The 26,254-nt window shown below is 74.4% G+C and carries 2 protein-coding genes; both read right to left on the bottom strand.

Annotated elements, in window-relative coordinates; translation table 11 throughout:
- Positions 1 to 184: 184 nt before the first annotated feature.
- Positions 185 to 15,529, bottom strand: a complete 15,345-nt coding sequence (locus FPZ41_RS48375; RefSeq protein WP_322620400.1) for a type I polyketide synthase — start codon at positions 15,527 to 15,529, stop codon at positions 185 to 187.
- A 49-nt stretch (positions 15,530 to 15,578) separates the two neighbouring features.
- The coding region (locus FPZ41_RS18410; RefSeq protein WP_152863978.1) for a type I polyketide synthase at positions 15,579 to 26,254 on the bottom strand (10,676 nt) is incomplete at its 5' end.

Below are 26,254 nucleotides of genomic sequence, written 5' to 3' on the forward strand. Positions count from 1 at the left end.
AGGATGGTCATGCCGCACCGCCTCCGATGGTTCAAGCACTCAACGAGACTGCTGTGGACGGTAGGTCGGGGCGGTCTCGGTTTTCCTTAGACCTGTCCGGCGCCGCCGCTCGGGCTGCGCGGCCTTGGCGCGTCGCACGTCCGCGCACGGCACCTGTCGTGCCGTGCGCGGGTGTGGATGCGGATCAGTGCCCCTCGGACTCCAGTGTCCGCAGCCACTCGTCCATCAGCCGGGCGGTCTCGTGGGACTTCTCGGCGATGAGAGTCTGGTGGGTGGCGTCGATCATGCGGGTGGTGTGGGCCGGCACGGGAGGGGCCTCGTCGCCGCGGTCGACCGCGGACATGGAGGTGGTGCAGCGGATCAGGAGGCTCGGCACGCCGGTCTTGTAGCGTTCCGCGCCGCCCGTGGTCATCCGCAGGAACCACTGGGCCATCGCCGACAGCCGGGCGCTGTCGAGCTTCACCGCCGGCTTGTCCATGTCGGCGAGGTAGTTCTCGTGGAAGAGGTCCCAGTCGACGCCCTCCCCCGCCTTGTACTCGAGGCTGAGCGTGTCGAGCATGATCACGCCCTCGGGCCGGATGCCCCAGGTCTCCTCCAGTACGCCCGCCGCGCGGTAGGCGAAGGTGCCGCCCATGGAGTAGCCGACGAGGACGAACGGCTCGCCCTCGCTGGCCAGCAGGGCGCTCTCGGCGATGAGCCGTACCGCGGCCTCGCTGTCGGCGGGCAGTGCCTCGCCCTCCGCGAAGCCGAGCAGCGGCAGCGCGCTGACGTGCCGGCTGCCGCGGAACGGGGCGGCCATGCGGGCGTACTGGTGCACGCCACCGGTGGCGCCGGGCGCGCTGACGCAGATCAGCCGGGGTCGCGCGGGTCCTTCGGCCAGGGCGACGGGCTGGGGCAGTTCCGGTACCTCGGCGGTGAGTTCGACCTGCGGGCGGGTCGCCGCGACGGCCATCAGCAGCCGCATGGCTTCCAGGGTCTTGCCGTTCCTGACGGTGTCGAAGAACAGGTTGACCACCGAGTCCGGGGCGCTGTCGCGGGTGTTGGCGGTGAGCGTGCCGGGGCCGGCCGCCGCGCGGTTGCCGAGGGCGGCCAACTGGCCCTGGAGCCATTCGGCGAGCCGGGCGGGGGTGCGGTGGTCGAAGACGGCCGATGTCGGCACCCGTAGCCCGAGGGCTTCGCCGAGCTGGTTGCGCAGTTCCAGGGCGATGAGCGAGTCGAAGCCCAGGGTGAGGAATTCGCGGTTCGGGTCCAGGGGGCCGTCCTCGCGCCGGCCGAGCAGTACGGCTGAGGTCTCCACGATGAGGTCGGTGAGCGCCTTGTGCTGCCCGGTGGCATCGAGCTTGGCGAGCCGGTCGCGAAGCGTGGCGAAGGACCGGGTAGCGGTGGCGGCGGTGCGCCGGGCTCCGCCGAGCAGGCCGCGCAGCAGGGGCGGTACGTCGCCGCCGGCGTGTGTCCGGTCGATCCGCAGCGGCACGAGGTGGGCCTCGTCGCGGGTGAGCGCGGCGTCGAACAGGGCGAGCCCGAAATCGAGGCCGAGCGGCGGGGTCCCGGAGCGTTCCATGCGCTGCATGTCTGTCTCGGTGAGCTGCGCGGTCATGCCGGTGCGGCGGGCCCAGAACCCCCAGGACAGGGAGGTGGCGGGCAGCCCCTGTGCGCGGCGGTGGACGGCGAGGGCGTCGAGGTAGGCGTTGGCGGCGGAGTAGCCTGCCTGGGCCTGGCTGCCGAGGACACCGGAGACCGAGGAGTACAGGACGAACCCGGCGAGGTCCGACTCGCGGGTGGCGCGGTGCAGATGCCAGGCGCCGTCGGCCTTGGGGCGCAGCACGGCGGAGACCCGCTCGGGGGTGAGCGAGGGCAGCACGCCGTCGTCCAGGGCACCCGCGGTGTGCACGACGGCGGTCAGCGGGTGTTCCGCGGGCACCGCGGCGAGCAGCGCATCGACGCTGTCGGCGTCGGCGACGTCGCAGGCAGCGACGGTCACCGAGGCGCCGGCGTCGGTGAGTTCGGTCCGCAGGGCGTCGGCGCCGGGCGCGCCCTCACCGCTCCGGGACGCCAGCAGCAGGTGCCGTATGCCGTGGCGGGTGACCAGGTGCCGGGCGAGTTCGCCGCCGAGGCCGCCGGTGCCGCCGGTGATGAGGACGGTGCCGTCCGGGTTCCAGTCGGCGACGCCTCCGGGGCTCTCGGCCGGCTTCTGCGCGGTGGCCCGGGCGAGCCTGGGCACGCGTGGGCGGCCGTCGCGGACCGCCCATTGTTCCTCTTCTGCCACGAGCACGGCGGGCAGGGTCGTGGCGGAGGTCTCCGCCCCGTCGAGGTCGACCAGGACGAAGCGGCCCGGGTTCTCCGACTGGGCGGAGCGGACGAGGCCCCATACGGCGGCCGCGGCCGGGTCGATCACGTCACCACCGTCGGGCATGTCACCGCCGTCGGGGGCCACTGCGCCGCGCGTGACCAGGAGGAGCCGCGAGCGGTCGAGCCGTTCGTCGCCGAGCCAGTCCTGAAGCAGCGTCAGTGTGCGGGTGACGGTGTCGTGCACGGCGTCGGGGCCTTCGCCGCCGGTGATGGAGACGAGGAAGCCGTGCGGGACGGGGCCGTTGTCGCCGTCCTCACCGATGGCGGCGGCGAAGGTCTCGGCGTAGGCGACCACGCTCTCCCCCGCCAGCGCCAGGGCCTGGCCGAGGCCGTGGGCGTCGTCGCCGACGACGGCCCAGCGGGCGCCCGCGGGTGCGGGCAGGTCGGCCGGCGCGGGTTCCCACGTGAGGTGCAGCAGGGCGTCGCCCGGGTCGTCGGCCGGGGTGGCGGTGGGCCGGTCGGTGCCCGCGCGCAGGGTGAGGGTGCCGACGGTGACGACGGGGTCGCCCTCGACGTCCGTCGCGGCGATCGTGAGGGCGTCCGGTCCGGTGCGGACGATGCGGGCGCGCAGCACGGTGGCGCCGGAGGCATGCAGGGTGACGTCCTGCCAGCCGAACGGCAGCATCCGCTCGTGGTTCTCCTCGCCCGCGTGGACACCGGCGTGCAGTACGGCGTCCAGGAGCGCCGGGTGCAGTCCGAGGCCCTGGGTGGTGCCGGCCGGTTCGGGCAGGACGACCTCGGCGTAGGCGTCGTCGTCGAGCCGCCACACGCCGCGCAGCCCCTGGAAGGCGGGCCCGTAGTCGAGTCCGGCACGGGCGTAGCGCTGGTAGATGTCGCTCACGTCGACCTCGGTGGCGCCGGCGGGCGGCCACTCAGTGGTGTCGGGCGGGGCCGGGGTGGCGGGGTCGCGGGAGAGGACGCCGGTGGCGTGCAGTTGCCAGGGGGCGTCGCCGCGGGCCGGACGGGAGTGGAACCGTATGCCGCGCCGGCCCTCCTCGTCGGCCGCGTCGACCCGGGCCTGCACCTGGACGGCACCGCGTTCGGGCAGGACGAGCGGGGCGGCGATGGTGAGTTCGTCGACCCGGCCGCAGCCGGCGGCGTCACCCGCGCGGACGGCGAGTTCGAGGAATCCGGTGCCGGGGAAGAATACGGCGCCGGACACACGGTGTTGTCCGAGCCAGGGCTGTGCGGACAGCGACAGCGTGCCGGTGAGGACCAGGTCGCCGGAGTCGGCGACGGTGACGGCGGCGCCGAGCAGCGGGTGCCCGGTGGCGTCGAGGCCGGCACCGGACACGTCGGTGGTCACGGCCCCGGCGGTGGGCCAGTACCGCTGCCGTTGGAAGGCGTACGTGGGCAGATCGACGACCCGGGAACGACCGGGCCCGGCCGCTGCGGCCCAGTCCACGGGGACGCCGCGGACGAAGGCTTCGGCGAGAGAGGTGAGCACCCGGTCCGTACCGTCCTCGCCGCGCCGCAGCGTGCCGACGGCGACGGCGTCGGTGCCGGCCGCCTCGGCGCACGACTGGACGGCGCCGGTGAGCACGGGATGCGGTCCGGACTCGACGAATCGTGTGCAGCCCTGTTCGAGCAGCGCGTGCACCGCGTCCGCGAATCGCACCGTCCGGCGCAGGTTGCGGTACCAGTACTCGGCGTCCATAGCGGCGGTGTCGAGGCGTTCGCCGGTGACCGTGGACAGCAGCGGGATCCGCGGGGCGCGGGGGGTGAGGGGCGCGAGGTCGGTGAGCAGGTCGGCGTGCAGGTCCGCGACGTGGGCGGAGTGGGAGGCGTAGTCGACGGCGATGCGCTTGACGCGGACGCCGTCGTCGGTGAGCCGGCCGAAGAACTCGTCGAGCGAGGCGGCGTCGCCGCTGACGACGACGGCGTCGGGGGCGTTGACCGCGGCGAGGGACAGCCGCCCGTCCCAGGCGGCGATGAGGGGTTCGACGTCGGCGGCGGGCAGCGGGACCGCGATCATGCCGCCGCGTCCGGCGAGCCGGCGGGCGATGGCCCGGCTGCGCAGGGCCACGACGCGGGCGCCGTCGGTCAGGGACAGCGCACCGGCGACGACGGCTGCGGCGATCTCGCCCTGGGAGTGTCCGACGACCGCGTCCGGGGTGACGCCGTGCGCCTCCCAGACCGCGGCGAGCGCGACCATGACCGCCCAGGTGGCCGGTTGGACGACGTCCACGCGCTCCAGCGCGGGGGCACCGTCGACGCCGCGCAGAACGTCGGTGAGGGACCAGTCGGTGAATTCGGCGAGCGCGGCGGAGCACTCGGCGATGCGCGCGGCGAACACCGGGGACTCCTCCAGCAGCCGGGCACCCATGCCGGCCCACTGCGCGCCCTGCCCGGGGAAGACGAGCACGGTACGGCCCTCGCCGTCGGCGGTACCGCGCACGACGCCGGCAGTCAACGCGTCGCCCGCGGCGAGCACGTCCAGTCCGGCGAGGAGGTCATCGCGGCCCGTGCCGACGACGACCGCGCGGTGCTCGAAGACGGCCCGGTCGGTGGCGAGGGCGTGGGCCACGTCCGCGAGGTCCAGGGCGGGGTCGTGGGTGATGCCGTCGGCGAGCGCGGCGGCCTGGCCGCGCAGTGCGGCGGGGGTGCGGGCGGACAGCACCCACGGCAGCGCACGCCCGACCGGCGTCGCGGCGGCCCCGTTGCCATCCGATGCCGACGGGACGGACTGGACGGCCTGTTCGAGGACGACATGCGCGTTGGTACCGCTGATACCGAACGAGGACACGCCTGCCCGGCGGGGCCGCCCCGTGACCGGCCAGGGCCGGGCGCGGTCGAGCAGTTCCACCGGGCCCGTCGACCAGTCGACGTGCGACGACGGCGTCTCGACGTGCAGGGTGGGCGGCAGGGTGCCGTGGCGCAGGGCCATGACGGTCTTGATGACGCCGGCGACTCCGGCGGCGGCCTGAGTGTGCCCGATGTTGGACTTCACGGAGCCGAGGAGCAGGGGCTGGGCACGCTCGGGCGCCCCGAACACCGCCATCAGGGCCTCGGCCTCGATGGGGTCGCCGAGCGTCGTGCCGGTGCCGTGCGCCTCGACGGCGTCGATGTCCGCGGGCGTGAGTCCGGCGGCGCCGAGGGCCTGGCGGATGACGCGCTGCTGGGAGGGGCCGTTGGGGGCGCTGAGCCCGTTGGAGGCGCCGTCCTGGTTGACGGCGGAGCCACGGACGACGGCGAGGACGCGGTGCCCGTGCCGTTCGGCGTCGGACAGCCGCTCCACGACGAGGACTCCGACGCCCTCGGACCAGCCGGTGCCGTCGGCCGCGTCGGAGAACGCCTTGCAGCGGCCGTCCCCGGCGAGGCCGCCCATGGCGGTGAAGCCGGAGAAGCTGGAGGAGCTGGTCATCACGGTGACGCCGCCGGCGAGGGCGAGTTCGCATTCGCCGCCGCGCAGCGCCTGGGCGGCCAGGTGCAGGGAGACCAGGGAGGAGGAACAGGCCGTGTCGACGGTGGCCGCGGGCCCCTCCAAGCCGAACACGTAGGCGATACGGCCGGAGATGACGCTCGCCGCGAGGCCGGTGCCGAGGTGGGTCGCCAAGTTCTCGGCGGTCCCGGCGGAGCGGGAGACGAGTTCGGCGTAGTCCTGGCCGTTGGTGCCGACGAAGACGCCGGTGCGGCTGCCGCGCAGGGTGTGCGGGTCGATGCCGGACCGTTCGAACGCCTCCCAGGTCGTCTCCAGCAGGACGCGCTGCTGCGGGTCCATCGCCAGGGCCTCGCGCGGGCTGATGCCGAAGAACTCCGGGTCGAAGTCGGCGACGTCGCCGAGGAATCCGCCCTCCGCGGTGGCGCTGTGGCCGCGGCCCGCCCCGGCGAGGACGTCGAGGTCCCAGCCGCGGTCGGTGGGGAACGGGCCGATGGCGTCCCGGCCGCCCGCGACCAGCTCCCACAGGTCCTCCGGGGACCGGACGTCGCCGGGGAAGCGGCAGGCCATGCCGACGATCGCGAGGGGTTCGTCGGGGGCGGCCCCACCGGTCGGCGGCGGCACGGCCGCGGCGACCGGCTCGCCGAGGAGCGTGTCGAGGAGATGCTCGGCGAGGGTGCGGGGCCGCGGGTGGTCGAAGAGCAGACCGGCGGGCAGCGGCAGGCCGGTGACCCGGGCCAGCCGGGTGCGCAGCTCCATCGACGTCAGCGAGTCGAACCCGAGGTCCTGGAAGGGCTTGTCCGGCCGGATCGCGGCGGGGTCGGGGTGGGCGAGGACGGCGGCGGCCTGGGTGCGCACCAGGTCGAGCAGCAGGGGCAGCCGCTCACCGGGGACCGTGGTGTGCAGCCGGTCCCGCAGCGCGCGGCGGGCTTCCTCACCGGCGGAGCGTGAGGTGCGGGCGGTGCGCAGGGCTTCCCGGCCGGCCGGGAGGGCGGCCAGGGCGGGCGACGGGCGGAGGCTGAACAGCGCTTGGAGGAACGGCGGATGCTGGAGGTCGGCGACCACGGTGACGGGGTGCGGTTCGGCGACCAGTTCGGCGAGCGCGGAGAGCGCCGCGACCGGGTCCAGGGCCTGTGTCGAAAGTGGGGTCGTCCGCCCGAAGGGCGGGCCGGGCGGCGGCGATGGGGGTCCCCCCGCGCGAGCTCCGGTTCGAGCGTGGGGGAGCGTGCTCTCGGCGTGCCGGGCGGAAGACCCCGTTGATGGACCGGACGTACTTGGGCCTTCGCCCGGTGCGGCGAGTAGGGGTACCTCCCACGCCCTTGAGGCAGAGGGGGAGCGTTCCGGGCGCCGCCCGGCAGGCGCCACTTTCGACACAGGCCCTAGCAGTGCGTCGCCGGAAGGCCGCTCCGCGACCTGGACTCCGGCGGCCATGCCTGCGCCGTCCCAGGCACCCCAGGCGACGGACGTGGCGGGCAGGCCCTCGGCCCGACGGCGCTGGGCGAGCGCGTCCAACACCGTGTTGGCCGCCGCGTAGTTGCCCTGACCCGGGTTGCCCACCGCCCCGGCCACCGACGAGAACAGCACGAACGCCGACAGGTCGTGCTCACGGGTCAACTCGTCCAGCAGAAGCGCGGGTTGGACCTTCGCGTGGAAGACGTCCGTGAACCTTTCGGGGGTCAGCCCGTCCAGCACGGCGTCGTCGAGGATGCCGGCGGCGTGAATGACGGCGGTCAGCGGCACGTCGGCCGGGATCGCCTCCAGCGCGGCCGAGAGCTCCGCGCGGTCGGCCGAGTCGCACGCGGCGATGGTCACGCGTACCCCGAGCTCTGCCTCCAACTGCTGTGCTCCGGGCGCCTGTCGGCCACGCCGACTGAGCAGCAGCAGATGCTCGGCACCGTGCTCGGCGGCCCACCGGGCCACATGCCCGCCCAGCGCACCCGTGCCACCCGTGATCAACACCGTCCCGGACGGCTCCCACACCGGAGCCTCCTCCGCACCCGGCGCCGGCACGAAACGGCGACCCAAGACACCGGCGCCGCGCACGGCGACCTCGTCCTCGTCACCGGGAGCGGCGAGGAAGGCGGTGAACCGGCGCAGTGCGGCGTCATCCGGCTGCGCCGGCAGGTCGATCAACCCGCCCCACCGGTCCGGGTACTCCAGAGCGGCGACCCGCCCGAGCCCCCACAGGGCAGCCTGCGACGGATCGACGGGTCCCTCACCGGAACCGGCGGTGGTGACGGCGCCACTGGTCACCGACCACACGGGCGCGTTCAGACCGGCGTCGTCAAGGGCCTGGAGGAGCAGAACCGTCGCGGGCAGGCCGGCGGGCACGTCGCCGGAGAGCGTGGTGGTGTCGGCGGCCAGCAGGGAGACGACGCGGGTGACGGGGTCGGCCGTCGCGAACTGCCTCAGCTGAGCGGCGAGTTCATCACGATCAGTGGTGTCCGCGACGAGCAGCGCGGTGTCCGGGCCGAGCGCGTCCGTGACGGCGCGGGCCCAGGGCGCGGCGGCCTGGTCGGCGGGCAGGACCGCGAGCCAGGTGCCTTCGCGGCGACCGGCTGCCGTGGCGGTCAGCGGCTGCCAGGTCTCACGGTGACGCCAGGAGTCGACGGTCGTACGCACCCGGCTGCGGCTTCGCCAGGAGGACAGCGCGGGGACGATCGCGTCGAGCGCGTCGGGAGCCACATCGAGGCGCCCGGCGAGGGCGGTGATGTCCGCGCGCTCCACGGCGGCCCAGAACTCGGCGTCCGCTCCGGAGCCCTGCGGTACCGGTTCGGCGGCCTCGGGCCAGTACCGGTCCCGCTGGAAGGCGTACGTGGGCAGGTCGACGCGGCGCGCGCCTGTGCCGGTGAAGTAGGCGGGCCAGTCCACGGGAACGCCGGTGGTGTGGAGCCGGGCCAGCGCGGTCACGGCCTCCGCCTCCTCGTCCTGGTCCCGGCGCAGCAACGGCACGGCCTCGACGGCGTCCGGCACGCTCTCCCCGACCTGCGGGGTGAGAACGGCGTCCGGACCGATCTCCAGGTAGTGCCGCACACCCGCGTCCCCGAGCGCCCGCAGCCCGTCGCCGAACCGCACGGTCTCCCGAACGTGACGGACCCAGTGCTCGACGGAACGCGCGTCACCGCCGGCCAGGTTGGAGACCAGACGCAAGGTGGGCTCGCCGAAGGTCAGCCCGGCGAGGGCGGTGCGGAAGTCGTCGAGCATCGGGTCCATCAGCGGCGAGTGGAAGGCGTGGCTGACCGAGAGACGCGTGTGCCGCCGCTCCCCCAACGCCGCCAACACCGTCTCGACGCCCTCCTCGGCACCCGAAAGCACCACGGAACGCGGCCCGTTGACCGCAGCCAACGCCACATCACCGGTCAGATGCGGGAGCACCTCCTCCTCGGCCGCCTCCACGGCGACCATCGCGCCGCCCTCCGGCAACGCCTCCATCAACCGCGCCCGCGCCGACACCAACGCGCACGCGTCCGCCAGCGACAACACCCCGGCAACGTGTGCGGCCGTGATCTCACCGACCGAGTGACCGGCAACGTACTTGGGCACGACGCCCAGCGACTCGACCAGCCGATACAGCGCCACCTCGACCGCGAACAACGCGGGCTGAGCCACACCCGTACGCTCCAACGCCTCCGGGTCCGCACCCCACATGGCCTCCCGCACCCCAGGCGGCAGCTGCCCCAACACCTCATCAAGGGCCTGCGCGAACACCGCGAACCGGCCGTACAACTCCCTCCCCATCCCCAGCCGTTGAGCACCCTGACCGGAGAACAGGACGGCGACCGGGCCGGGTTCAGCAACCGCTCTTGCGGCCTCGGTGAGTCCCTCGGGGGTGGCGAGCAGGACGGCCCGGTGGGGGAAGGCGGAGCGGCCGACGGCCAGGGAGTGGCCGACGTCCATGGGGGCGTGGTCGCCCGCGTGGGCGCGGATCCGGTCGAGCTGGGCGTCCAGCGCGGCCTCACCGGTGGCGGTGACGGGCCACGGCACCACGCGCGGGGTGACGGTGACCGTCTTCTGCTCCTCGGCCTCGATCTGCGGGGCCTGCTCAAGAAGGACATGGGCGTTGGTGCCGCTGATGCCGAACGAGGACACGCCCATGCGGCGCGGGCGGCCGGTGTCGGGCCAGTCGGTGTTGGCGGTGGCGATCTCGACGCCGCCCACGGACCAGTCGACGTGGGACGAGGGCACATCGGCGTGCAGCGTGCGCGGGACAACGCCGTGTCGCAGGGCCATGACGGCCTTGATGAGTCCGGCGGCACCGGCCGCGGCCTGGGTGTGCCCGATGTTCGACTTCACCGAGCCCAGCAGCAGCGGCCGTTCACGATCCTGACCGTACGTCGCCAGCAACGCCTGCGCCTCGATCGGGTCACCCAGCCGGGTGCCCGTACCATGCGCCTCCACGGCGTCCACCTCGGCCGGCCTCAACCCCGCCGACGCCAGAGCCTGCCGGATCACCCGCTGCTGCGACGGACCGTTCGGCGCCGTCAGCCCGTTCGACGCACCGTCCTGATTGATCGCCGAACCGCGCACGGTGGCGAGGACGGGATGCCCATGGCGCACGGCGTCCGACAGTCTTTCGAGTACGACCATGCCGACGCCCTCGGACCAGCCGGTGCCGTCGGCGTCGTCGCCGAAGGCCTTGCAGCGGCCGTCCTCGGCGAGGCCGCCGTGGTGACGGAAGCCCATGAAGGCGGCGGAGGTGGTCATGACCGTGACACCGCCGGCCAGGGCGAGGGAGCACTCGCCGCTGCGCAGTGCCTGCGCCGCCAGATGCAGCGACACCAGCGACGACGAGCACGCCGTGTCCACGGTGACCGCCGGGCCCTCCAGGCCGAAGACGTAGGAGAGCCGGCCGGAGATGACGCTGGCCGACAGCATGACGCCGCGGCCCTCCATGTCCTTGGCGCGGGCGATGAGGTGGTGGTAGTCGACGCCATTGCTGCCGACGAAGACGCCGGTGCGGCTGCCGCGCAGGCTCTGCGGGTCGATGCCGGACCGCTCGAAAGCCTCCCAGCCGGTCTCCAGCAACAGCCGCTGCTGCGGATCCATGGCGACCGCCTCGCGCGGGCTGATGCCGAAGAACTCGGGGTCGAAGTCGGCGGCGTCGTGCAGGAAGCCGCCCTGGCCCTGGATCTCCCAGCCGCGGTCGGTGGGGAAGGCGGTGATGGCGTCGGTGCCGGAGGCGACCAGCTCCCACAGCTGCTCCGGCGTCCGCACCCCGCCGGGGAAACGGCAGGCCATGCCGACCACGACGACCGGGTCCTCGGTGGTGTCGGCCGGCTCGGCGGCGAGCAGCGGGCCGTCCGACTCGTCCTGGCTGCCGAGAAGTTCAGCGACAAGATGCTCGGCAAGGGTGCGGGGCCGGGTGAAGTCGAAGAGCAGGCTGGCGGGCAGGGCGAGGCCCGTGGCGCGGGCGAGCTGGTTGCGCAGCTCCATCGACGTCAGCGAATCGAAGCCGATGTCGTGGAAGGCACGTTCGGCGTCCACGGCCTCCGGTCCGGCGTGGCCGAGGACGCCGCCGGCGTGGGTGCGCACCAGTTCGAGCAGGAGCGGGACGCGCTCGTCCTCGGGGGCGGCGTACACCTTGCGACGCAGCACGGATGCGGCGGAGCGTGTGTCGTCGCGGAGCCTGCGGGCCGCGCTGCGGGCCTCCTCCGCAGTGGGCAGGGCGCTGAGGGCGGCGCACGGGCGGATACTGAACAGCATCCGCAGGGTGTCCTGCTGCTGGAGGTCGGCGACGACGGTCACGGGGGCGGCGTCGACGGAGAGTTCGGCGAGCACACCGAGGGCGAGCCCGGGTTCGAGGGCGGTGGTGCCGGTTTCGCGCAGCGCGTCAGTCAGCGCTGCGGCCATGCCTCCGCCGTCCCAGGCACCCCAGGCGACGGACGTGGCGGGCAGGCCCTCGGCCCGACGGCGCTGGGCGAGCGCGTCCAACACCGTGTTGGCCGCCGCGTAGTTGCCCTGCCCCGGGTTGCCCACCGCCCCGGCCACCGACGAGAACAGCACGAACGCGGACAGGTCATGCTCGCGGGTGAGTTCGTCCAGCAGCAGCGCAGGGCTGACCTTGGCGCGGAACACGGCGCCGAAGCGGTGCGGGGTGAGGCCGTTGAGCACGGCGTCGTCGAGGACACCGGCGGCGTGGACGACGGCGGTGAGTGGCACGTCGGCCGGTATCGCCTCCAGCGCGGCGGAGAGCTCGGCGCGGATCGCCGTGTCGCACGCGGCGATGGTCACCCGCGCGCCGAGCGCGGTCAGCTCGGCCTCCAACTCCTCGGCCCCGGGCGTCTGTCGGCCGCGGCGGCTGAGCAACAGCAGGTGCTCCGCTCCGTGCTGTGCCGCCCAGCGGGCCACATGACCGCCCAGCGCACCCGTACCACCCGTGATCAACACCGTGCCCGACGGCTCCCACACCGGGGCTTCGTCGGCACCCGGCGCCGGAACGAGGCGACGTCCGAAGACACCACCGCCGCGCACGGCGACCTCGTCCTCCTCGCCTCCACCGGCAAGCTGAGTGGTGAACCGGCGCAGTGCGGCGTCGTCCAGGTGTCCGGGCAGGTCGATCAATCCACCCCACCGGTCGGGGTACTCCAGAGCGGCGACCCTCCCCAGACCCCACAGTGCGGCTTGCAGCGGCTGCACGGTGTCGTCCGGCGAGGTGGCTACCGCGCCGCGGGTGGCGGCCCAGATCCGGGTGCGGATCCCGGCGTCGTCCATGGCCTGGAGCAGTACGGCGGTGTCGACGAGGCCGACCGGGACGCTGGTCCAGCGGGTGGCGTCGGTGCCGGCGAGCAGGGAGAGCACGCCGGTGAAGCGGGTGCCGTCGGCGGTGAGCCGGGACAGTTCCTCGGCGAGTTCACCACGCGCGGGCCGCTTGCCGAGCCGGACGGACACGGTATCGGGGCCGAGCGCACCGGTCACGGCGTCGAGCCAGGCGCTGTCGGTGTCGGGCCCGTCGGCGGGCAGCACGACCAGCCAGGTGCCCGACGGTCCGGCGGCTGGTGCCGTGGGCAGCAGCTGCCAGGTCTCGCGGAAGCGCAGGGCGTCGGACAGCGACCGGGCGCGGCGTCTGCTGCGCCAGGCGGACAGCGCGGGGACCACGCCGCCGAGCGCCTCGGCGCCGATGTCCAGCCGGGCGGCGAGCGCCGCCAGGTCCTCGCGCTCCACGGCGGCCCAGAACTCGGCGTCCACGCCCGCACCGTCACCGGACACCACCATGGCATCGGCGGGCTCGGGCCAGTAACGCTCGTGCTGGAAGGGGTAGGTGGGCAGGTCGACGGTGTGGGCGCCGGTGTCGGCGAAGAGCGCCGGCCAGTCCACGGGGACGCCACCGGCGTGGAGTCGGGCGAGGGCCGTCACGGCGGCCGTCTCCTCGTCGCGGTCCCGGCGCAGCAGCGGTACGGCGGTCTCGACCAGGGGCGTGAGGACAGCGTCCGGGCCGATCTCCAGGAAGTGCCGCACACCCGCGTCCGCGAGCGCACGGACGCCGTCGGCGAATCGCACGGTCTGACGGGCATGCCGAACCCAGTGGTCGGGCGAGGCGAGGTCGGCCGGACGAACCGGCGCTCCGGTGACGGTGGAGACGACATCGATGTTCGCCTCGTGGGCGGTGAGCCCGGTGAGGGCGGTGCGGAAGTCGTCGAGCATCGGGTCCATCAGCGGCGAGTGGAAGGCGTGGCTGACCGAGAGACGCGTGTGCCGCCGCTCCCCCAACGCCGCCAACACCGTCTCGACGCCCTCCTCGGCACCCGAAAGCACCACGGAACGCGGCCCGTTGACCGCAGCCAACGCCACATCACCGGTCAGATGCGGGAGCACCTCCTCCTCGGCCGCCTCCACGGCGACCATCGCGCCGCCCTCCGGCAACGCCTCCATCAACCGCGCCCGCGCCGACACCAACGCGCACGCGTCCGCCAGCGACAACACCCCGGCAACGTGTGCGGCCGTGATCTCACCGACCGAATGTCCGGCAACGTACTTGGGCACGACGCCCAGCGACTCGACCAGCCGATACAGCGCCACCTCGACCGCGAACAACGCGGGCTGAGCCACACCCGTACGCTCCAACGCCTCCGGGTCCGCACCCCACATGGCCTCCCGCACCCCAGGCGGCAGCTGCCCCAACACCTCATCAAGGGCCTGCGCGAACACCGCGAACCGGCCGTACAACTCCCTCCCCATACCCAACCGCTGCGCGCCCTGACCGGAGAACAGAACGGCGAGCGGACCCTCCTGGGCCTCGCCCCGGGCCACCTCGGCCGGCCCGTCACCGGCGGCGACCAGCACCGCGCGGTGTTCGAAGGCCGAGCGGGCGGTGGCGAGTGAGTAGCCGACGTCCAGTGCGGGGTGGTCCTGCGCCTGGGCGCGGATCCGGTCGAGCTGTTCCTCCAGTGCGGCCTCGGTGCGGGCGGAGACCGGCCAGGCGACGATGCCGGGGGGGACGGTGACCTGCCGCGGCTCGGTGGTGGCGGCCGGGGTGTGCTGCTCGACGATGACGTGGGCGTTGGTGCCGCTGATGCCGAAGGACGACACGCCGACGCGACGCGGGTGCCCGGTGTCGGGCCAGTCGGTGGTGGAGGTGAGGAGTTCGACGGCGCCCTCGGTCCAGTCGACGTGGCCGGAGGGGCGGGCGACGTGCAGAGTGGGCGGCAGGACGCCGTGTCGCAGGGCCATGACTGCCTTGATGAGTCCGGCGGCACCGGCCGCGGCCTGGGTGTGCCCGATGTTCGACTTCACCGAGCCCAGCAGCAGCGGCCGTTCACGATCCTGACCGTACGTCGCCAGCAACGCCTGCGCCTCGATCGGGTCACCCAGCCGGGTACCCGTACCATGCGCCTCCACGGCGTCCACCTCGACCGGCCTCAACCCCGCCGACGCCAGAGCCTGCCGGATCACCCGCTGCTGCGACGGACCGTTCGGCGCCGTCAGCCCATTCGACGCACCGTCCTGATTGACCGCGGAGCCCTTCACCACGGCGAGGATGCGGCGGCCGCCCCGCACTGCGTCCGAGAGTTTCTCCAGTACGACGACACCGATGCCCTCCGACCAGGTGGTGCCGTCGGCGTCGTCGGAGAACGCCTTGCAGCGCCCGTCGGACGCGAGGCCGCCCTGAACGTCGAAGCCGGCGAAGGCGGCCGGGGTGGTCATCACGGTGACGCCGCCGGCCAGGGCGAGGGAGCACTCGCCGCTGCGCAGCGCCTGCGCCGCCAGATGCAGCGACACCAGCGACGACGAGCACGCCGTGTCCACGGTGACCGCCGGGCCGACCAGGCCGAGGACGTAGGCGACGCGCCCGGATATCACGCTGGCGGCGAGGCCGGTGCCGGCGTGCCCGGACAGGTCCTCCTTCGCGGTGTGCACGAGGCGGACGTAGTCCTGGCCGTTGGTGCCGACGAAGACGCCGGTCTGGCTGCCGCGCAGGCTCTGCGGGTCGATACCGGACCGCTCGAAGGCCTCCCAGCCGGTCTCCAGCAGGAGCCGCTGCTGGGGGTCCATCGCGAGGGCCTCGCGGGGGCTGATGCCGAAGAAGCCCGCGTCGAAGCCGCCGGCGTCGTCCAGGAAGCCGCCGCGGCCCTGGAGGTCCCAGCCGCGGTCCGCGGGGAACGCGGTGATGGCGTCGGTACCGGAGGCGACCAGCTCCCACAGCTGCTCCGGCGTCCGCACCCCGCCGGGGAAACGGCAGGCCATGCCGACCACGGCGACCGGCTCGTGGCGCCCCGACTCGGCCTCGTCGAGACGTCGCCGGGTCTCGTGCAGGTCAGCGGTGACGTACTTGAGGTACTCGACGAGTTTTGCTTCGTCCGGCATGGTCAATGCCCTTTCCTCGGTGGGAGACCGGTGGGGAGATGTGACCGGTTCAGCGGTCGGTGGGTCGGCCGATCTCGCTGTCGATGAAGGCGATGAGGTCTTCGGCTCCGGCCGCGTCGAGGCGCTTGCGCACGTCGTCGTCCGCCCCCTGCCGTTCGCCGCGGTCGTCGGTGATCCGGGCGAGCAGGGCCCGCAGCCGGGCGGCGGTGCCGGTGCGGACGGCGGGGTCGAGGCCGTCGGCGTCGAGCGCGCCGGCCAGGGTCGTGTCCAGGCGGTCGAGTTCGGCGTGCAGTGCGTCGGCGGGTGCCGTCGGACCGCGGCCGAGCCGCCGCGCGAGGTGCTCCGCGACGGCCAGCGGGGTGGGGTGGTCGAAGACGAGGGTGGCGGGGATACGCAGGCCGGTGACGGTGCCGAGCCGGTTGCGCATCTCCACGGAGGTCAGGGAGTCGAAGCCGAGCGCGGCGAACTCGTCCTCGGCGCCGATCTGTTCGGGTGTGTCGTGGCCGAGCACGGTCGCGGCCTCGGCGCGCACCAGGTCGGTGAGGTGCCGGGTGCGATCCTGCGGACGCAGTCCGTCGAGGCGGGCAGCGAGTTCGGCGGCGCGGTTGCGGCCCGCGGCCGTGCGGCGTCCGCCGATCAGCCCGCGCAGGACGGGGGGCACCGGTCCGGCGAACGGCAGCGCCGCGCCGGTGCGGGCGGCCGTGCGCATCAGTACGGGCCGGGCGTCGTCGCGGGCGGTGGCCGCGTCGAACAGGGCGAGACCCAGTTCGGGTTCGAGGGGCGGGGTGCCGGAGCGGTTCATGCGCCGGATGTGGTCCTCGCTCAGTCCGCTGGTCATGCCGGAGCCGTGCGCCCAGGGGCCCCAGGCCAGCGAGTGGCCGGGCCGTCCGGTCGCGGCGCGGTGCTGGGCGAGGGCGTCGAGGAAGGCGTTGGCGGCGGCGTAGTTGGCCTGACCGGGGCTGCCGACGACACCGGCGGTGGACGAGTACGTGACGAACGCGTCCAGGTCCAGATGGTCGGTGGCCCGGTGCAGATGCCAGGCGGCGTCGGCCTTGGGCCGCAGGACGGTGTCGAACCGGTCGGGGGTGAGAGCGTCCAGGACGCCGTCGTCGAGGATGCCGGCGGTGTGCACGACGGCGGTCAGCGGGTGCTCGGCGGGGACGCTCGCGACGAGGACGGCCACGTCGTCCGGGTCGGCGACATCGGCGGCGGCCACGGTGACCCGGGCGCCGTGGGCTTCGAGTTCGTCGCGCAGTTCCGCGGCGCCGGGGGCGTCGGGGCCGCGTCGGCCGGCCAGCAGGAGGTGGCGCATTCCATGGGCGGTCACCAGGTGCCGGGCGAGGATGCGGGCCAGGCCACCGGTGCCGCCGGTGATGAGCACGGTGCCGTCGGTGCGCCAGCCGGCCGGACCGGCGGCGGATGTGGCGGCGACGTCGGGCACGCGGGCGAGCCGCGCCACGCGCAGGCATCCGTCGCGCACCATGAACTGCTCCTCATCCGTGTCCGGCAGGGCGGGCAGCAGGGCCGCGGTGGACGCGCCGCCGTCGACGTCGACGAGGAGGAACCGGCCGGGGTGTTCCATCTGGGCGGACCGCACCAGGCCCCAGACCGCCGCCGCGGCCGGGTCGGTGACGTCCTCGCCGTGCGGTGCGACCGCGCCGCGGGTGAGGAACACCATGCGGGTACGGGCGAACCGGTCCTCGGCGAGGAACTCCTGCGTCAACGTCAGTGCGCGGTGCGTCAGTTCGTGGACCGCTCCGGCGGTGTCGTCGGGGCGGCCCGTGAGCGGGACGGCGAGCAGCCGCACCGGCGCGTCGTCACCTTCTCGTAGTTCGGCCAGGGACTTCACTGGTTCCGCGAGCGACCCGAGGGCGAGGGCCGGGTCGGCGTCGGCCGTGAGGGCGTACCAGGGGGCCGGCTCGGCGGGGGCGGCCGGGACGGGCCGCCCCTCCCAGTCCAGGCGGAACAGCGAGGTGCGCAGATCGGGTCCGGCGGCGGGGGCGTCGGCGCGGCGCTGCGCCGGGCGCAGGACGACGGCGCGGGCCGTGAGCACAGGCGCACCCGAGGGGTCGGCGGCGACGAGGTCACGTGTGTCGCCGCTGCCGGTCAGCCGTATGCGCAGTTCGGTGGCTGATACGGCGTGCAGGGACACCTCGCGCCACTGGACGGCGAGCAGCCGCTCGGGCTCGGTCTGCTCGGCCTCGGTGACAAGGTGCGCGGCGTGCAGGGCGGCGTCCAGGAGCACCGGATGCAGTCCGAACCCGGCGTGTTCGCCGGTCTCCTTGGGCAGGGCGAGTTCGGCGTACAGGTGGTCGCCGTGCCGCCAGGCGGCGCGCAGGGCGCGGGCGGCGGGGCCGTGCTCGACACCGGCGTCGGCGAGCCGGTCGTAGAGGTCGTCCAGGGCGAGTTCGGTGGCGTCGGGCGGGGGCCACTGGCCGGCGGCGTACCGGGTGGTGGCGGGTGCGGGGGCCGGTGGCTCGGGGGTGAGCCGGCCGTGGGCGTGCTCGGTCCAGTCGGCGTCCGGCTCCTGGGCGGGCCGGGTGTGGCACCACAGGGGCCGGGCGCCGTCGTCGCCGGGGGCGCCGATACGGAGCTGGAGTTGGAGGGCGCCCTGGTCGGGCACGGTCACCGGCTCGGTCAGGGCGAGTTCGGCGACGTGCGGTGTGTCGACCTGGTCGCCGGCGCGTACGGAGGCCTCCACCAGGGCGGCGCCGGGCAGTCGGCCCGCTCCGTCCACGGCCGACCCCTCCAGCCAGGGGTGGAGGGTTCGCGACAGGGTGCCGGTGAGCACCAGGTCCCCGGCTCCGGCGACGGGCAGCGCGGCGCCGAGCAGGGGGTGGTCGGTGGCGGCGAGACCGAGTCCGGTCGCGTCGGCGGAGCGCAGGGATGCGGTGGGCCACAGCCGGCGCCGCTGGAACGGATAGGTCGGCAGTTCGGGCAGGTGCCGGGCGCCCGTGCCGGCGTACAGGGCGGTCCAGTCGACCGTGACGCCCTCGACGTGCAGGGTGGCGAGCGCTGTCACCGCCGACGCCTCCTCGGGGCGGTCGCGGCGCAGCAGCGGTACGGCGACGGCAACCTCGGGCGCGAGGTCGGCGACGAGGGAGGTGAGGCCGCCGTCGGGGCCGATCTCGAGGAAGGCGTCGACGCCGGTGCCGGCGAGCGTGCGGACGGCGTCGGCGAAGCGGACCGGCTCACGCAGGTGCCGCACCCAGTACTCGGGCGAGGCGAGGTCGTCGCCGGCCGGGGCGCCCGTCGCGGCGGACACGAACGGGATGCGGGGCCGGTGGTGGGTCAGGGTGGCGGTGAAGTTCCGGAAGTCGTCGAGCACCGGGTCCATCAGCGGGGAGTGGAAGGCGTGGGACACCTCCAGCCGACGGGTGCGGCGGTCGCCGAGGCGGGCGAGGACGGCCTCGACGGCGGGCTCGGTGCCCGACAGCACCAGCGCTGAGGGTCCGTTGACGGCACCGATGGCGACCTCGCCGGTGAGGAGGGGCACCACCTCGTCCTCGGTGGCGGCGACGGCCACCATGACGCCGCCGGGCGGCAGTTCGCCCATCAGCCGGGCGCGAGCGCTGACCAGGGCGCAGGCGTCTTCGAGGGTGAGGATGCCCGCGACATGGGCGGCGGCGATCTCTCCGACGGAGTGTCCGGTGACGTACTCCGGCGTGACGCCGAGCGACGCGACGAGGCGGTGCAGGGCGATCTGGAGGACGAACAGGGCGGGCTGTGCGTGCTCGGTGCGGCGCAGCGTGTCGGGGTCGTCGCCCCAGACGATGTCTCGCAGGCCGGGCGGGAGGTGGGTGAGCACCTCGTCGAAGGCGTCGGCGAACACCGGGAAGCGCTCGTGCAACTCCCGTCCCATGCCCGGCCGTTGTGCGCCCTGCCCGGAGAACACCAGGGCCGGGCTGCGCTCGGCGGCGGTGCCGCGCACGCTCTCGCCGTCGGCGAGGAGCACGGCGCGGTGGGCGAAGTGGGAGCGGGCGGCGAGGGAGCGGCCCACGTCGTGCGGGTCGCGGCCGCGCGCCCAGTCGGTCAGCGCGGCGATCCGGGCGTCGAGGGCCTCCTCGGTGCGGGCGGACACCGGCCACGGCGCGAGGTCGGCTGTCACGCCGGACGTCGCCTGCTCCGGCTCGGGAGCGCCCTCGATGATGACGTGCGCGTTGGTGCCGCTGATCCCGAACGCGGACACGGCGATCCGCGGTGGCCTGCCCGTCTCGGGCCACTCGGTGGTGTCGGTGAGCAGGGACAGCGCGCCGGAGGACCAGTCGATACGGCTGGAGGGTGTGTCGGCGTGGAGGGTGCGGGGCAGCCGGCCGTGGCGCAGGGCGAGCACCGACTTGATGACGCCGGCGACTCCGGCGGCGGCCTGGGTGTGGCCGATGTTCGTCTTCACCGACCCGAGCAGCAGGGGCCGTTCGCGGTCGCGGCCGTAGGTGGCGAGCAGCGCCTGCGCCTCGATGGGGTCGCCGAGCCGCGTTCCGGTGCCGTGTGCCTCGACGGCGTCCACGTCGGCCGGGGTGAGGCGGGCGCTCGCGAGGGCCTGGCGGATGACGCGCTGCTGGGAGGGGCCGTTGGGGGCGCTGAGCCCGTTGGAGGCACCGTCCTGGTTGACGGCCGAGCCCCGCACGACGGCCAGCACGTCGTGCCCGTTGCGCACCGCGTCCGACAGCCGTTCCACGACCAGCATGCCGATGCCCTCGGACCACACCGTGCCGTCGGCGTCGTCGGAGAACGCCTTGCAGCGGCCGTCCGCCGCCAGGCCGCCCTGGATGCTGAAGCCGACGAAGCTGACCGAGGTGGTCATCACGGTGACGCCGCCGGCCAGGGCGAGTTCGCACTCGCCGCTCCGCAGCGCCTGGGCGGCGAGGTGCAGCGAGACAAGGGACGAGGAGCAGGCCGTGTCGACGGTCATGGCCGGCCCTTCCAGGCCGAACACGTACGCCAGCCGACCGGAGATCACGCTGGCGGCGAGACCGGTGCCGAGGTGGCCACCGATGTCCTCGCGGGCGCGGGTGGCGAGGTGGACGTAGTCCTGGCCGTTGGTGCCGACGAAGACGCCGGTGCGGCTGCCGCGCAGCGCCTCGGGGTCGAGTCCGGCACGTTCGAACGCCTCCCACGACGTCTCCAGCAGCAGCCGCTGCTGCGGGTCCATCGCGAGGGCCTCGCGGGGGCTGATGCCGAAGAAGCCCGGGTCGAAGTCGGCGACGTCGTACAGGAATCCGCCGCGGGTGGTGGCGCTGCTGCCGGGGCCGGCGCCGTGCAGGGTGTCGAGGTCCCAGCCGCGGTCGTCCGGGAAGGGTCCGGTGCCGTCGCGGCCGGTGAGCATCAGCTCCCAGAACTCCTCGGGGGTGCTGACGTCGCCGGGAAAGCGGCAGGCCATGCCGACGATGGCCAGCGGCTCGTCCTGAGCCACAGGCCCGGGGCGCTGGGCGCTCCGGTCGGCGGTGGCGGGGTCGTCGAGCAGTTCGGCGAGGAGATGGGCGGCGAGGCGGCGCGGGCTCGGGTAGTCGTAGACCAAGGTCGCGGGCAGCTTGAGCCCGGTGCCGGCGGAAAGACGTCTGCACAGCTCCACGGCGGTGAGCGAGTCCATGCCCAGCCTGCCGAACTCGTGGTCGGGGTCGATCCCGTCGCGGCCTCGGTGGCCGAGCACGACGGCCGTCTCGGTGCGCACCAGCCCCAGCAGGTGCCGCTTGCGCTCCTTGGCGCCGAGGGCGGTGAGCCGCGCGACAAGTTCGTCGCGGGAGGCGGAGCCGTCCGTGGCCGGCTGGGTGCGGGGAGCGGGCGGGGCGACGGGGCCGCCATCGGGCCAGTACCGCTCCCGCTGGAAGGGGTACGTCGGCAACTCCACGCGGCGTGCTCCGGTGCCCGCGCCGACGGCACGCCAGTCGACGGGGACGCCCGCGACATGGAGCGTGGCCAGCGCGCCGATCACGGTTTCCTCCTCGCCCCGGTCGCGGCGCAGCATCGGGGTGGCGACGCCGTCGTTCGGGCCGGTGGCGAGGACGATGCCGCTGAGCACACCGGCCGGGCCGACCTCCAGGAAAGCCCCGGCTCCCGCCGTACGCAGGGCGTCCACCGCGTCGGCGAACCGCACGGTCTCCCGGGCGTGCCGCACCCAGTACTCCGCCGAACACAGCTCCTCCGGCTCGGCGATGCGCCCGGTGAGGGCCGACGCCACCGTGATCCGGGGCGGGCGGAACTCCAGCCCGGCCAGGGCCTGCCGGAAGTCGTCCAGCATCGGCTCCATGAGCGGCGAGTGGAAGGCGTGGCTCACGGCGAGGCGCGTGTGCCGCCGCTCGCCGAGGGCGGCCACGACGGCGGTCACCTGGTCCTCGGCGCCGGAGACGACCAGCGCGGTGGGGCCGTTGACCGCGGCAAGGGACACACCGTCGGTGAGCAGCGGCCGTACCTCGTCCTCGGTCGCCTCGACCGCGACCATCACGCCGCCCGGCGGCAGCGCGGCCATCAGCCGGCCCCGGGCAGCCACCAGCGCGCAGGCGTCCGCGAGCGAGAGGACACCCGCGGCATGGGCGGCGGCCACCTCGCCGACGGAGTGCCCGGTGACGTGTCCGGCGGTGACGCCCCACGACTCCAGTAGCCGGAACAGCGCGACCTCCACGGCGAACACGGCGCACTGCGCGTGGTCGGTGCGGCCCAGCAGCGCCTCGTCCGTGCCCCACATCGCGTCCCGGACGCCTGCGTCGAAGTGGCCGAGTATCTCGTCGAGGGCGGAGGCGAACTCCGGAAAACGGGCGTGCAGTTCGCGGCCCATACCGAGCCGCTGGCTGCCCTGGCCGGGGAAGACGACGGCGAGGGGACGGTCGGCGCCGAGGCCACGGGCGAGTTCGGTCGTGCCGTCGGGGTGCAGGACGGCACGGTGTTCGAGGGCGGCACGACCGGCCAGCGTCCAGGCCACGTCCCGTGCGTCAAGTCCTTCGGCGGCCGACCTGATCCGGGCGATCTGGGCGTCGAGGGCGGCTTCGGTGCGGGCGGAGATCACCCACGGCAGCAGGGGGGTGGCGGGGGCGGCGCGGCTCGGATCCGGTGTCGTGACCGGAGCGCGGCCCGACTCCGACACGGTGACCCAGGTGCGCTCCGATCCCGGGGCCTCGGCCGACGCGTGATCCCGCCCCGGCGCAGTGGCCGACGCGCCGTCCGGATCCGTTGCGTTGGGCGGCGTCCGGTTCGGTTCCGGTGCGCCGAGGGGCGGCGGCCCTTTCAACCCGGTTGTGCTGGGCGGCTGTTCGAGCAGGACGTGTGCGTTGGTGCCGCTGATGCCGAAGGAGGACACGCCGGCGCGGCGGGGGCGGCCGGTGTCCGGCCAGGGGTGGTTCTCGGTGAGCAGCCGTACGGCCCCGCTCGACCAGTCGACGTGCCGGGACGGCGGGTCGGCGTGCAGGGTGCGGGGCAGGACGCCGTACCGCATCGCCATCACGGTCTTGATGAGCCCGGCGGCACCGGCGGCGGCCTGGGTGTGGCCGAGGTTGGACTTCACCGACCCGAGCAGCAGGGGCCGTTCGCGGTCCTGGCCGTAGGTGGCGAGCAGGGCCTGCGCCTCGATCGGGTCGCCGAGGGCCGTGCCGGTGCCGTGCGCCTCGACGGCGTCCACGTCGGCCGGGGTGAGCCCGGCGTTGGCGAGGGCCTGGCGGATGACCTGCTGCTGGGAGGGGCCGTTGGGCGCGGTGAGCCCGTTGGAGGCACCGTCCTGGTTGACGGCCGAGCCCCGCACCACGGCGAGGACCTCGTGCCCGTTGCGCACGGCGTCCGACAGCCGCTCCACGACGAGGACGGCGACGCCCTCGGACCACCCGGTCCCGTCGGCGCCGTCCCCGAAAGCCTTGCAGCGGCCGTCGGTGGCGAGGCCGCCCATGCGGGAGAACCCGGCGAAGCCCACCGGCGTGGACATGACGGTGACCGCTCCGACGAGGGCGAGACCGCACTCACCGCCTCGCAGCGCCTGCCCGGCGAGGTGGAGGGCGACGAGGGAGGAGGAGCAGGCGGTGTCGACGGTCAGGGCCGGGCCCTCCAGGCCGAACACATACGCCAGCCGCCCGGAGGCGACGCTGGTGTTCAGGCCGGTGGTGGCGTGGGCCTCGACGTCGACGGAGGACTGCATGACGAGGGTGCCGTAGTCCTGGCCGCTGAGGCCGACGAAGACGCCGGTGCGGCTGCCGCGCAGGCTGTGCGGGTCGAGGTCGGCCCGTTCGAGCGCCTCCCACGCGGTCTCCAGCAGGAGCCGCTGCTGCGGGTCCGTCGCCACCGCCTCGCGCGGGGAGATCTCGAAGAACGCGGCGTCGAACTCGCCAGCGCCGCGCAGGAATCCGCCGGCGACTCCGTCGGCCGAGGCAACGCCGGTGTGCTTCTCCCAGCCCCGGTCGTCGGGCATGCCGGAGATGGCGTCACCGCCGGCCGCCACGAACTCCCACAGCTCTTCGGGCGAGGTGATGCCGCCGGGGTAGCGGCAGGCCATGCCGACGACGGCGAGCGGTTCGTCCGCAAGGCCGGTGCCAGTGCCGGTGCCGGTGCCGGCTCGTGTGCCGGAGGCAGTCCGCGTCACGGGGCCGTCGCCGACGACACCCTCCTCGATGAGTTCGCCGAGCAGATGGATGGCGAGACGGCGTGGCGTGGGGTAGTCGAAGACCAGCGTGGCGGGCAGTTGGAGGCCGGTGGCGGTGGCCAGCCGGTTGCGGAGTTCGATCGCGGTCAGCGAGTCGACGCCGAGCCGGCGGAACTCGCTGTCGGCGTCGATCGCCTCGCTCGTGCCGTGGCCCAGCACACCGGCCGCCTCGGCCCGCACCAGCTCGACGAGGTGGCGGCGCCGTTCGTCGGGCCGCTGTCCCGCGAGCCGGTCCACGAGCGCGCCGCGCGTGACGGTCCCACTGCCGGCGATGCGTCTCCCTGGGCGGACCAGGCCGCGCAGCAGCGCGGGGACGGGAACGCCCGGGGGCAGGGGCGTGCCGCCGACGGGCAGCGGGGCGAGGACGGCCGCGTCGGTGGCGAGCGCGGCGTCGAAGAGGGCGAGGCCCTGCTCGGGGGTCAGCGGCGGGAGTCCGAGGGCCGAGATGCGCCGCTGGTCGCGGTCGGACAGCGCCGCGGTCATGCCGCCGCCGTCCTGCTCCCAGCCGGGCCAGCGCAGCGACAGCGCGGGCAGCCCGTGCGCGCGGCGGTGCTCGGCGAGCGCGTCGAGGAAGGCGTTGGCGGCGGCGTAGTTGGCCTGGCCGGGGCTGCCCATCAGACCGGCGGTGGACGAGTAGAGCACGAACGCGGCCAGGTCCAGGTCGCGGGTCTGCTCGTGCAGTTGCCAGGCCACATCGGCCTTGGGCCGCAGCACGGTGTCGAGCCGGTCCGGGGTGAGGGCGTCCAGCACGCCGTCGTCGAGGACGCCCGCCGTGTGGACGACGGCGGTGAGCGGGTGCGCGGCGGGGACGGCGTCCAGCACGGCGCCCACGGCTCCGGGCGCGGTGAGGTCGCAGGCGACAAGGCCGACCTCGGCGCCGTGCGCCGCGAGTTCCTGCTCGAGTTCGTGGGCGCCGGGCGCGTCGGGTCCGCGGCGACCGGCGAGCAGCAGGTGCCGTACGCCGTGCCGGGTGACGAGGTGGCGGGCGAGGAGGCTGCCGAGGCCGCCGGTACCGCCGGTGATCAGGACCGTGCCGTCGGGGTCCAGGGCGGGCGGCAGGGTGAGGACGAGTTTGCCGGTGTGCCGGGCGAGGCTCATGAAGCGGAACGCCTCGGCGGCCCTTCGCACGTCCCAGGAGCGCACCGGCAGGGGCCGCAGGGCGCCGTCGGCGAACAGCGCGTCGAGTGCCGTCAGCATCCGCCGGATGCCGTCGGGTTCCACCCAGCCCAGGTCGAAGGGCTCGTAGCGGATGCCGTCGGGGATGGTGTCCGCGGTGCGCAGATCGGTCTTGCCCATCTCCAGGAACCGGCCGCCGGGCCCGAGCAGTCGCAGTGAGGCGTCGACGAACTCGCCGGACAGCGCGTTGAGGACGACGTCGAAGCCCTCACCTGCCGCGGCGGCGAACCGGTCGGCGAAGCCGGTGTCGCGGGACGAGGCGATGTGGTCGTCCGCGACGCCGAGTTCGCGCAGCACGGGCCACTTGGTCTCACTGGCGGTGGCGAAGACCTCCGCGCCCAGGTGGCGTGCGAGTTGGATCGCGGCCATGCCGACACCGCCCGCGCCCGCGTGCACGAGGACCTTCTCGCCGGGCCTGACGTCGCCGAGTTCGACGAGCGCCCGGTAGGCGGTGAGGAACACCAGCGGCACCGAACCGGCCGTCTCCCAGGACCAGTCGGCGGGTACGGCGGTCACCTGCCGTTCGTCCACGACGACGCTCGGCGCGAAGCCGCCGGCGACCATGCCCATGACGCGGTCGCCCGGCCGCCACAGTTCGGCCTCGGGACCCGCCTCGACGACGACACCGGCGGCCTCGGAGCCCAGCAGCCCGGCCTCACCCGGGTACATGCCGAGCGCGCTCAGCACATCGCGGAAGTTGATACCGGCGGACCGCACCGCGATGCGCACCTGCCGCCCTGTCAGCTCTTCGTGCTCGCAGGGTCTCAGGGCGAGCCCGTCCAGGCTCCCGCGGTCGGTCACGTCCAGCCGCCACGGCCCGGTCACCGGTGGCACGAGCACGGCACCCGCACCCCGCGACAGCCGCCCGACCCGCAGTTCCCCGTCGCGCAGGACGGCCTGCGGTTCGGCGTCGTCGAGCAGGGCGGGCAGGG

This window comes from Streptomyces acidicola (genome assembly GCF_009377235.1).
GTDB lineage: Bacteria > Actinomycetota > Actinomycetes > Streptomycetales > Streptomycetaceae > Streptomyces > Streptomyces acidicola.

What these genes read in the sequence shown, in the direction of transcription:
- FPZ41_RS48375 (WP_322620400.1), bottom strand. Translation starts at nt 15,529, where the DNA reads ATGCCGGACGAAGCAAAACTCGTCGAGTACCTCAAGTACGTCACCGCT.